At 37.2% G+C, this 13,100-nt stretch carries 3 protein-coding genes; all 3 read left to right on the top strand.

Annotated elements, in window-relative coordinates; genetic code table 11:
• Positions 1-56: 56 nt before the first annotated feature.
• The 3 genes from RT99_RS08755 (at position 57) to RT99_RS08775 (ending at position 13,094) form a co-directional block, all read left to right on the top strand.
• Positions 57-530 carry a DUF6495 family protein gene (locus tag RT99_RS08755; protein ID WP_042564341.1) on the top strand — a complete coding sequence of 158 codons (474 nt, stop codon included), beginning with the start codon at positions 57-59 and terminating at the stop codon, positions 528-530.
• A 1,641-nt stretch (positions 531-2,171) separates the two neighbouring features.
• Complete coding sequence (locus RT99_RS08770; RefSeq protein WP_042564344.1) at positions 2,172-12,116, top strand: T9SS C-terminal target domain-containing protein; 9,945 nt, start codon at positions 2,172-2,174, stop codon at positions 12,114-12,116.
• A gap of 45 nt (positions 12,117-12,161) precedes the next feature.
• Positions 12,162-13,094, top strand: a complete 933-nt coding sequence (locus RT99_RS08775; protein WP_042564345.1) for a type IX secretion system membrane protein PorP/SprF — start codon at positions 12,162-12,164, stop codon at positions 13,092-13,094.
• The last annotated feature ends 6 nt before the right edge of the window (positions 13,095-13,100 follow it).

Below are 13,100 nucleotides of genomic sequence, written 5' to 3' on the forward strand. Positions count from 1 at the left end.
AATTAGTTATAATCTGTTTAAGCCTTTTTAAAGCGTTTAAATCAAAGAAAAAATAAATGAAATACGCAAGATTAACAAAAGAGCAATTTGATGAATTGCATGCAGAATTTGCTAGTTTTTTAGCAACTCAGGCAATTGATAAAGCTGAGTGGGATTCTATTAAAGAAAATAAGCCGGAAGTGGCAGAACAGGAGCTAGATGTTTTTTCTGATTTAATTTGGGAAGGTGTTTTGTCAAGAGCCGAATTTTTAGAGCATTTTTCTAAAAATCACATCTTTTTATTTCAATGTTTTGAAACTCATGTTCAATCAATAGTCTTGAAATCGTTAGTTCCGGATACTGATTTTTTAACAAAAGAAGGGTTGCAATGGCTGAGCGATAATATGTTTACTGAAACAATTGAAATGAAAGTAGGCAAGAAAGTTTTTACTGAAGATAGAAATGCCTCAATATTTGAATTAATTCAGCAAGGCGCTTTTTTAAGCGACGGACAGCTTTTTAAGCAAATTAATACGATTATTGAATCGTAATCGTTGTAGTTGAACTGTTTAAAAGGTAAATGATTGATGTTAAAATATTTACCTTTTTTACCTTATTTAACTTTTGTTTAGACTTTTTTATTTTTTTTACCCCGTATTTTTACCTGTTTTTTTCGAATTGTTTAAAAATGTCTTCTTTACACTTGTTATTGTAGGTTTTACTTTTCAATTTTTTGTATTTATGTTGATTTTAAACATGTTACCAAATTTAAAAAGTAATCATAAACTTACATTTTTGTATTTTTACGAAAAAATATGGTTTTATTTATGATTTCTATAACAGTCCTTTTTTTGATTTAATGCCTTGATTTTATTGAGATTTATATCTTTTTTGTTTTTTTGAATTTTAGTAATTTAAAAAAGATAAGAGTTTTGTACTTGTTTTATATTTAGGTTTTTCTTAATTTTAGTAAAGGAAAAAAGTTAAACAAAATGTGTTTGTACTTTTTGAAATAAAAAACAAACAGCAAAGGCATAATTGAATTGGTTAAAAAAAAATGAACTTAATTATTGTTTTTGAGGTTGATTAAAAGCTGAAGATTTAATATAAACTTAATTCATTTACTTATGGAATTGAAATTTACTCTTTTTATCAAGTTTGCATTAGGTATTCTTATTCTTCTGTTTTTATTTATTTCTCTTTTGGGTAAAATTCAATTTACTCCAAAATCTATTTTTAATTCATTGGCAAATTTGTTTTATAAATTTAAACATAATAATAGCTTTTTATTTCCAAACCCCAGTAGAGGATTTGTTAATGAACAGCATTGTTGCGTTTCATTTTAAATTCAATGTGTTTTTGCATAAAAAATCATGATTCAATTTTAGAACCTAAATTCTAAATAAACAAATTGTAGATCGCCTAATCAACTTTCTATAATATTGGATCATACTCTATATTATTAAACTCCCCCCGCATTACTTAACCTATAGTTTTCTTTATGAAAATTAGTTCAGGTACAAATCACTCCGTTTGGAAGATTGATTCAGATCAATATTTCCTAAAGTTTTGAGACATCTTTTATTCGTTTGGGATAAAAAGTGCTCTTTAGTATATTTTGATATATACTAAACAATATAATTTTTATAAAATCTAATTTAAAATTTTAGTTAGGTAAGGTTTTAAATTTCGGTTTAACTAGTTGATTATTAATTTTTTTATGATTGCTTAGGCATACGTGCCTATCGCAACAGGTGTTTTATTGTCCATTTTCTAATCTTCCAAATTATGAAAAAATTCTTTACTTTTTGTAATCTCATCTTCCAGAAGAGATTGTTAGGACTACTTTTTTTATTACTTCTATGTAATAATGCATTTGAGCCGACCTTTTGTAAACCAGCATCAAATACGAATAGTATTTCTGGTGTATGCATTGGTTCAAGTGTAACGAACTCTACAGATGCCTACGCGAAAGATGTAGGCTTAACATTATTCGTTGTGGATAAAAATTCTCTTTAGTGTATTTTGATATACGCAATACAATTTTTTACAAAATCTAATTTAAAATTTTAGCTAGGTAAGGTTTTAAAATTTGATTTAATCAATTGATTATTAACGTTTTTTATAATTGCTTAGGCATACGTGCCTATCGCAACAGGTATTTTATTGTCCATTTTCTAATCTTCCAAATTATGAAAAAATTCTTTACTTTTTGTAATCTCCTCTTTCAGAAGAGATTATTAGGGCTGTTTTTTTTATTACTTCTATGTAATAATGCATTTGGGCAAACCTTTTGCAGACCAGTATCCAACACTAATAGTGTTTCCGGGATCTGCCTTGGTACAAGTGTAACTAGCCCTACAGCGGCCTACGATAACGACGCAGGCTTAACGACATTTGCAACGCTGAGTACGGTCGTTGGAGTGTTGTGTTCTGCACAGGAAACTTTGGTTCTTAACCAAACGGCAAGTGCAGGCGATCAAATTGTTTTGTATATAGGTAGCGGTGCCGGATTGCTTAATCTGTCATTATTATCTTCGGGTACAGTTCAGGCTAAATTAAATGGTACCAATGTTGGTTCTGCAGTAGCGATTAACGATCCGTTACTTAATTTGTCATTGTTGCCGGGAAACACTATCGGGGTATTAAGATATACTTTGACAGGTCCTGCAAATCAGGTTCAAATTCAGTTAGGAGGCTTAGTAAGCGTGCTGACTGATTTAAGAATTTATGATGTTCGTTTAGAATTTGCTCCTCCAGCAGTAACAGGAGGTTTAAATCAAACGATTTGCTCTGGAAGCTCAATTACATTAACAGCTACTCCGGCTGCCGGAACTACAGTAGCATGGTATAGCTCACCAACTTCGACTACAGCTTTGGCAACTACAAATTCTTATGCTACGCCAGTTTTAACTGCTAATACTACTTATTATATTGGTGTTACGAGAGCAGCGGGCTGTGAAGGAAATGAACGTGTACCAGTTGTCGTTAATGTGTCAAATCCTGTTGCTCCTGCGATTAGTACAACCGGTACGGCAATTTGTTCGACTGGTGCAACACAACAAACTACATTATCAGTTGTTAACCCAATTCCGGGAACGACTTACAATTGGTATAATGTAGGTTCGGGAGGTGTAGCTTTAGCTTCAGGAATTACTTACTCTCCAACTGTTCCTTTGGGAACTACAAGTTTTTATGTTGAGGCTGCAATAGGAAGCTGTTTGAGCCCTGCAAGAACTCAGGTAGATGTAATTTCGAATGCTGTTCCTGCTCTTCCAACGGTTTTAACGCAAAGTGTTACTATTCAATCTGGACAAAATGCTACATTAACCGCGGCAACTCCTCAGGCGGGAGTTACATTAAATTGGTATGATGTTGCAACAGGCGGAACAGCACTTGCTATAAATACGCCAACTTATACAACTCCTGTTTTAACAGCAACAAAAACTTTTTATGTTGAGGCTCAAAGTGCGTCAGGAAACTGCGTAAGCGCAACAAGAGTTCCTGTAACAGTAACAGTTATACCATCGGCTTTGGGCGGATGTTTAGAAGCTGGCAGTCAGCAAACACTTCAAAACGGTTTATGTTTGCTATGCAGCAGTACTAATCCTAATAACTCTGTTGACGGAAATACCGCAACAGCAGCAAGAATTTCGGTTCCCGTTGGTTTAATTAACGGATGGGTTCAACAAACCTTACAATTTAATAATCCTGGCAAAGCGGGTGACATTGTTGATGTAGAGTTAGAATTACCGGGCGGAATAGCTGATCTTCAATTATTAGGAGCTGTTACTTTAGCAACTTATAATGGGGCAACTTATAATAATGACAGAATATCAGTTACGAATCCGCTGGTAACTTTACAATTATTAACAGGTGATCGTTTTAGAGCTAGTGTAGTTGCAGGTGCTAATTTTGATCGTGTTGAGATTCGATTAGGAGGTTTAGCAACTGTTTTAACAAGTTTAGATATTTATCAGGCAACTTACAGATATAAAGCGCCAACTGTGGCAGGAAATACAACTATTTGTAGTGGACAAACGACTACTTTAGTTGCTAATATTGCAGTTGGAGAAACTATTAACTGGTATAGTGTAGCAACAGGCGGTGCATCACTTGCTAATACAGCTGCTTATACAACACCAGCTTTAACAACTCCAACTACCTATTATATAGAAATAGCAAGAAATGGTTGTGTTAATAGTGAGCGTTTTCCGGTATTAATATCAATTGATAATCCGGTTGCTCCGGTTATTGCTGCAGGAGATACAACAATTTGTAGCGGTCAGACGACTATATTAAATGTAGATACGCCAGTTGTAGGAACTGTATATACTTGGTATGATGCAGCTTCTGCCGGAAATTTATTATTTACCGGAAATTCTTTTACAACACCAAATTTAACTGCCAACACAACTTATCATGTTGAAGCCGGAATTGGAAGTTGTGCAAGTGCAACCCGTACTCCGGTTACTGTAACGGTTAATCCGTTACCTGCAGCACCAATAGCAGCTTCGTCCAGTGTAATTATTCAATCAGGGCAAACTGCAACTTTACAAGTATCAAGTCCGGACTCTAATGTTACATTTGATTGGTATAATGTACCAACGGGAGGAACAGTATTGGCTGGAGGAACAGGAACAGCTACTTATACAACTCCTGTCTTAACAGCAAATCAAACATATTATGTAACTGCCAGAAATACAACTTCAACTTGTATTAGTAGTACAAGAACGGCGATAAATGTTATAATAAGTAACACTGTAAGCAGTTGTTTGCAGGTAAATGCTCAGGTAACTTCAAAAGGGGGACTTACGGGATGTTTATTATGTAGTTCGGTAAATGAAGGAAACTCTATTGATGCCAATGATGCAACAGCAGCAAATCTTTCAGTGCCTGTTGGCTTAGTAAATGATTACATACAACAAATGCTAACATTTTCTACAGCAGGACACGCGGGCGATATTATAGATGTAGAATTAGGAATTCCAGCCGGAATTGCAAATGTAACTGCTCTTTCTTATATTAGTTTAAGAAGTTATAATGGAGGAACTCCAAATGCTGATCAGGTTAATATCGGATCATTAATTGATGTTCAATTATTATCATCTACTCGTTTAAAAGCCAGTTTTGTGGCAGCGGGACCTTTTACAGCTGTTGAAGTTAGACTGGGTGGCGTGGCTACTTTATTAACAAGTTTAGACATTTACGGAGCTTCTTACAGATTCAATCCTGCAACAGTTACTGGTGCTGCGTCTTCAATTTGTAGCGGACAACCGGCAACTTTAGCAGCTAGTTCAACAGTAGCAGGTGAAACATTTACCTGGTATGATGCTCCAAGTGCAGGAACTCAGCTTTCAGCTACAGCATCATATACTACACCAAATTTAACAGCAACAACAACTTATTATATAGAAGCAACACGTGACGGAGCTTGTACTAATAGCGTTCGTCAACCTGTAACGGTTACTGTGGCGCCATTTGCAACTGCTGCAGATGTAACGATAGTAAGTCCGCAGGAAGCTTCATGTGCTGGAGAAGTTACATTATCTCCTACATCGCCTTTGGCAGCAGCACAATTTAGATATTATACAGATCAAAATAAAACACAGGAAATTATAACAGGAACTACTGTTGCAGCGCAGCCGGGAGTAACTTTTACAAAAGATCCAACAACCGGAGCATTAGCAATCGCAGGTTTAAATGCTGCGGGAGCTCCTTATAGTTATTATGTGTCTGTTTCAAATAGTGCAACTTGCGATAATGATATCAATACTTTAAAAGAAGTAGTGGTTAATTTTCCAACAGTTACGCCTTTAGTTGTAATTGGTACACCTCTAGTAGGTTGTGGTACTGTAAATTTAGCAAATGCCATTACAGGTTTTGATACATCAGGAAACACAACATATACTTTTTATGATCCATCAAATAATGTTTTACCTGCAAATGCTGCAGCAAATATAAATACAAGTGGTGTTTACTCAATTCAGGCTCAAGGTAACGGTGTTACATGTCCATCTGCTATTTTACAAGTAACAGTGACTATTAATCCGTTGCCAAGTTTGGTTGTAACACCTTCAATTTCAGTAAATGTAGGAGCTACAGTAGCATTAAATGCAACATCAGACGGAACTTTGGCCTGGTTTGATCCACAAGGAAATCCTGTAGCCGGGCCACCGTATACAACAGGTGTTTTAAATACTCCCGGCATCTATACTTATACAGTAGTTGCTACAAGCGCTTTAAACTGTACAGTTACAGGAACGGTTTCTATCAATGTTATAGATCCTGCTGCTTGTCAGTCTTTAACCGAAAGAGTTTATGCTACTGCACAGACTTCCGGTTCGATTGTAACAGGAGGGGTTTCTAACGGAATAAATGCCGTTGACGGAAATCCGCAAACATTTTCGACTATTACAACAGGATTAGGTCTTTTAGGTGTTGGTACAACCTGGCAAACTTTAAGCTGGCCTGCAAATATTGCAAAAGGAACTCCGGTTACTATTAAATTAGGATCTGAGTATAGCGCAGTTGCAGTGGGACAAAACCTATCAGTAGTTGGAACTTTGAACGGAGTTGATATTGGACCTTTACAATCTGTTTCGGGATCATTATTAAACTTATTGTCTGGTGATAATAGTTTTGAATATACTTTTGTTCCTGCAAATGGTTCCGGACCTCAGGCTTATAATGGAGTGAGAATTCAGTCGGCTTCTCTTTTAAGTGTTGCACAAAACACAAAAGTATTTGATGCTTATTACAACATATCTGTTCCAACAGTTACTTGTACACCTGGAGATATTCAGGATGTTTATTATGGAGCAACAGATTTAGGTCTTCCAATAGGAGCATTAACTGCTACAGTTGGAGTTACTGATTCTTTTAATGTTGCTGATAATGATATAACAACTTTTGCAACGATGTATAGCGGAGTTGGGGCTTTGGCTGCAGCCGATTTAACAGTGGCATTTAAAACACCGGCAATTGCAAGTGATACACTAAGAATAGTGGTTTCAAAACCTGCTGTTTTATTAGATGTTAATTTATTGACAGGATTTAGTATTCAACGTTACTTAGGTAATGTTGCAGTAGGAGCTCCTATTGAAAATACGAGTACATTTTTAAGCTTAAGATTATTACCGGGAAATACAATGTCAATGGTACTTGTATCTTCTCAGCCAGAACCTTATGATCGTGTGAGAATTCGTTTTGGAGGTGTAGCAGGAGTTTTAGAATTCCTTAGAGTTCATACTGTTGAGCGTGTAGGAAATACAAAAGTCATAGGCAGCGATCTTAATAATAAAGTAACGGTTTGTCCGGGATCAGCTGTCACACTGCAAATTCCGGCCGATGCCTGTTCTACTTATAAGTGGTACGATTCGCCTACGGGAGGTTCTGTAGTAGCAACGGGAGTTACTTATACAATTCCAGGCACATTGGCTGCAGGAATTTATAAATACTACGTACAGCCTGTTCGTTATGGTTGCGAAACTTTTGCGAGAGGAGAAGTTACTGTTGAGGTTAGCGCTTCAACTCCTGAAAATGCTTTAACAGATATTACGTTAAACGGAGCTACGACAACTTCAATTTGTTCTCCAACAGGAACCGTAACTTTAGCAACGAGCTTAAGCGGAACAGCAACCTTAACAAATCCAATTTACTATTGGTATAGTTTTGACGGAACAACTGCTCAGTTAATTCCAGGAGAGACAACACCACAATTAGTTGTGACTGGTTTAGTTCCCGGAACATATACTTATTATGTAGGAGTTAGTTCAGATGAATTTTGTCAAACTGCTGAAGCAGACAGAAAACAAATTACATTTACAATATTGCCTCCATCAAATGAAACTGATATTTCTGTTGATGATATAACAGTTTGTCATGATGTCGCTGCGGTATTGACACCAACAGCAACTACATTAACAAATCCGATATTTACATGGTATTTAGATAATGCTAAAACACTGCCAATTGCAAATGGAGCTGTAATAAGTGGAGCAACTTATACAATTGATGCAGCCGGAGTTTTAACAATCACAGGTTTAACCCGTGCTGTAAGTCCGATTACTTATTATGTAGGCGTTTCAAGTGATACAACTTGTGAGAACATTGCAGGAACACTTCAGGCTGCTACTGTAATAATAAACGATCCTCTTACACCAACTACTACAGATGATACACAAGATTTCTGTTTGGTAAATGCGCCAACAGTAGCCAATATTCAGGTAAATGAAGCTAATGTAGTTTGGTACAGTACTGCCACAGGCGGAACAGCAATTCCTCCAACAACAGCTTTAGCAAATGGAGTTTACTATGGAGCTGTTTTAGATCTTGTAGCAAATTGCGAAAGTTCAGTTCGTTTAGCAGTAACAATTACAATAAACGATCCGGGTACACCAACTACAACAGATGATACACAAGATTTCTGTTTGGTAAATGCGCCAACAGTTGCCAATATTCAGGTAAACGAAGCCAATGTAGTTTGGTACAGCACTGCAACAGGCGGTGTAGCAATTCCATCAACTACAGCTTTGGCAAACGGAATTTATTATGGAGCTATTCTAGATCCTGTAACCAATTGTGAAAGCGCCGTAAGATTAGCAGTAACAATTACAGTTACAGATCCATTAACACCAACCACAACAGATGATACTCAGGATTTCTGTTTGGTGAATGCGCCAACAGTTGCCAACATTCAGGTAAACGAAGCCAATGTAGTTTGGTATAGCACTTTAACAGGCGGAGTGGCAATTGCGCCAACCACCGCTTTGGCAAACGGAATTTATTACGGAGCCATTTTAGATCCTGTAACAGGTTGTGAAAGTTCAGTTCGTTTAGCAGTAACAATTTCAGTTACGGATCCGGGTACACCAACCACAACAGATGATACACAAGATTTCTGTTTAGTGAATGCGCCAACAGTTGCCAACATTCAGGTAAACGAAGCAAATGTAGTTTGGTATAGCACTTTAACAGGCGGAGTGGCAATTGCGCCAACCACAGCTTTGGCAAACGGAGTTTATTACGGAGCTATTCTAGATCCTGTATCCAATTGTGAAAGCGCTGTAAGATTAGCAGTGACAATTACCGTTACAGATCCGGGTACTCCAACCACAACTGATGATACACAGGACTTCTGTTTGGTAAATGCTCCAACAGTTGCCAATATTCAGGTAAACGAAGCCAATGTAGTTTGGTATAGCACTGCAACAGGCGGTGTAGCAATAGCATCAACTACAGCTTTGGCAAATGGAATTTATTACGGAGCTATTCTAGATCCTGTAACTAATTGTGAAAGTGCAGTAAGATTAGCAGTAACAATTAACATTACAGATCCGTTAACGCCAACAACTACAGATGATACTCAGGATTTCTGTTTAGTGAATACACCAACAGTAGCCAATATTCAGGTGAACGAAGCCAATGTAGTTTGGTACAGCACTTTAACAGGCGGTACAGCGATACCAGCCACGACAGCTTTGGCAAACGGAATTTATTACGGAGCTATTTTAGATCCTGTAACAGGTTGCGAAAGTTCAGTTCGTTTAGCGGTAACAATTTCAGTTACCGATCCTGGCACACCAACCACAACAGATGATACGCAAGATTTCTGTTTAGTGAATGCGCCAACAGTTGCCAACATTCAGGTAAACGAGCCAAATGTAGTTTGGTATAGCACTGCAACAGGCGGTGTAGCAATTCCATCAACTACAGCTTTGGCAAACGGAGTTTATTACGGAGCTATTTTAGATCCGGTAACCAATTGTGAAAGCGCTATAAGATTAGCGGTAACAATTTCAGTTACCGATCCTGGCACACCAACCACAACAGATGATACACAAGATTTCTGTTTGGTAAATGCGCCAACGGTTGCCAATATTCAGGTGAACGAGGCAAATGTAGTTTGGTATAGTACACCAACAGGTGGAACAGCAATACCAGCTACAACAGCTTTGGCAAACGGAATTTACTACGGAGCTATTTTAGATCCTGTAACCAATTGTGAAAGTGCAGTAAGATTAGCAATAACAATTACCGTTACAGATCCATTAACACCAACAACTACAGATGACACTCAGGACTTCTGTTTAGTGAATGCACCAACGGTTGCCAATATTCAGGTAAACGAACCAAATGTAGTTTGGTACAATACTGCCACAGGTGGAACAGCAATACCAGCTACAACAGCTTTGGCAAATGGAGTTTATTACGGAGCTATTTTAGATCCGGTAACAGGTTGCGAAAGTTCAGTTCGTTTAGCGGTAACAATTTCAGTTACAGATCCGGGTACACCAACCACAACAGATAATACACAAGATTTCTGTTTGGTAAATGCATCAACAGTTGCCAACATTCAGGTAAATGAAGCCAATGTAGTTTGGTACAGTACTGCCACAGGCGGAGCGGCACTTGCACCAACAACAGTTTTAGCAAGTGGAGTTTATTACGGAGCTATTTTAGATCCTGTAACCAATTGTGAAAGTGCCGTAAGATTAGCAGTAACAATTACAGTTACAGATCCGGCTACTCCAACCACAACAGATGATACACAGGACTTCTGTATTTCTAATGCGCCAACGGTTGCTAATATTCAGGTGAACGAAGCAAATGTAGTTTGGTATAGCACACCTACAGGTGGAGTTGCTATTGCACCAACAACAGCTTTAGCAAACGGAATTTATTATGGAGGAATTTTAGATCCGGTTTCAGGTTGTGAGAGTACTACAAGATTACTTGTAACAGTAACAATAAACAATCCTACCGCAACACCAACAACAACAGATGATACACAGGATTTCTGTTCAATAAATGCACCAACAGTTGCCAACATTCAGGTTAATGAGGCAAATGTAGTTTGGTACAGTACTGCAACTGGTGGTACAGTAATACCAGCTACAACAGCTTTAGTGACAGGAACATATTATGGAGCTATTTCAAGTACTATAGGATGTGAAAATTCACTACGATTATTGGTTACAGTAAATGTAAATACACCGGAAGTTGTAACTACAACAGATACAACACAGGAATTTTGTTTATCAGCAGCACCAACAGTTGCTAGCATTCAGGTAAACGAGCCAAATGTAATTTGGTATGCTACTGCAACAGGAGGAACTCCATTAGCAGCAAATACAGCACTTACTGCAACGACCTATTATGCAACAACGGTTAGCAATACAACAAATGGTTGTGAAAATGCGACACGTTTAGCAGTAGCGGTTAGTTTCATAAATGATGCCGCATATCAAATTACGGCAAGTGACGATACACCATGTGTTTTCCAAGGCGTAACCTATTCAGTGGCAAACGGAAAATCCGATTATGTTTGGTCAATTACAAGCGGAACCGGAACGATAACTGCCGGTGGAGGAAATTCAGACGGATCTGCAACAATTTCATGGGGAGATGTTGGTACAGGAACAGTTTCAGTAACCTACACCAATACATGCGATGAAACTACTACAAAAACACTAAATGTGACAGTAGCGACATGTTCAGATCTTACGATAACGAATACGGTTAGTAATCCAACTCCTAATTTTGGTGAAGAAATAGTATTTACAATAACCGTCAATAATGTTGGCGAAGGAACTATTATCAACACAATTGTTAGTGATTTAATTCCTAGTGGATATGAATTAGTTTCAACTTCTACATCAAGCGGAGTGTACGATCCTTTAACCGGACTTTGGACAATTCCAACTTTAAATGCAGGAGAAAGCGAAACACTAGAAATCAGAGTGATTGTGATGCCAAATGGTGAATATACAAACGTATCAACGATCGAAATTTCAACTCCTTTAGATGTTGATCCAACAAACAATACGGCCACAGCTTTTGTAGAACCAGTTTGTTTAACGGTTTACAATGAGTTCACGCCAAATAGTGACGGAGCAAATGATCTTTTCAGAATTGATTGTATCGAATCATATCCAAACAACGAATTAAAAGTATATAACAGATATGGTGCATTAGTATACAGCAAAAAACATTATGAAAACGATTGGGACGGAACAGCAAATGTATCCGGAGTTATAAATAGAGGAGATATGTTGCCAACAGGTACTTATTTTTATGTGATAGACATGGGAGACGGAAAGGTTAAAAAAGGATGGTTATCTATAATGAGATAAGCCCCATAATTAATCCTCTAATTAATAAACTAAATAAGTATCGTTATGAAACTATATATAAAATCATTAGAAACGTATTTAATCTTAATATGTTCTATTATAACATTTAGTGCTACTGCACAACAAGATCCGGAGTATACACAATATATGTATAACACCATGGCCGTAAACCCTGCTTATGCAGGGTCTACAGGAGCCTTAGAAGCAACACTTTTGTATCGTTCACAATGGATTGGTATTGATGGTGCGCCAGAAACACAATCGTTCTCGATTCACGGACCACTTGCCAATGAAAATATCGGTTTGGGATTAAGTGTCGTTAACGACAAAATTGGTCCGTCTGATGAACTGTATCTTGATGGAAATTTTGCCTACTCAGTACCTCTTGGTTATGAAAAAAGATTAGCCTTCGGACTTAAAGCCGGTATGAGAATGCTAAATGTAGACTGGTCTAAAGGAAGATATTACAACCAAAACGATGTTTTATTAAACCAAAATATCGACAACCAAATGAAATTAGCGGTTGGAGCAGGAATCTATTACTATACAGATAAGTGGTATTTAGGACTTTCGATTCCTAATTTTATAGAAAATAACTATTATGATGATGTACAGGAATCAGTAGATTATGATCGTTTGCATTATTATTTAATGGGAGGTTATGTTTTTGATTTGAATCCGAATTTAAAATTCAAGCCTGCATTTTTAGTAAAAGCAGTGAGCGGAGCACCGCTTACTGCTGATGTTTCGGCGAATTTTATGATTGCAGAAAAATTTGTAATTGGTGGAGCTTATAGAACAGATGATTCGGTAAGCATCCTGGCTGGTTTTCAAATCTCCAGAAGTTTTTACATCGGATATGCTTTTGATTACACCGTAAGCGAATTAAACAAATACAACGACGGTTCGCACGAAATCATATTGCGTTATCAGTTTAACAAAGGCGAAAGTAAAATTAAATCTCCTCGATTCTTCTAAAAGTAA

The organism is Flavobacterium sp. MEB061 (assembly GCF_000834715.1).
Lineage (GTDB): Bacteria > Bacteroidota > Bacteroidia > Flavobacteriales > Flavobacteriaceae > Flavobacterium > Flavobacterium pectinovorum.

Coding starts and splice junctions, on each gene's coding strand:
- RT99_RS08755 (WP_042564341.1), top strand. CDS start 57: ATGAAATACGCAAGATTAACAAAAGAGCAATTTGATGAATTGCATGCA.
- RT99_RS08770 (WP_042564344.1), top strand. CDS start 2,172: ATGAAAAAATTCTTTACTTTTTGTAATCTCCTCTTTCAGAAGAGATTA.
- RT99_RS08775 (WP_042564345.1), top strand. CDS start 12,162: ATGAAACTATATATAAAATCATTAGAAACGTATTTAATCTTAATATGT.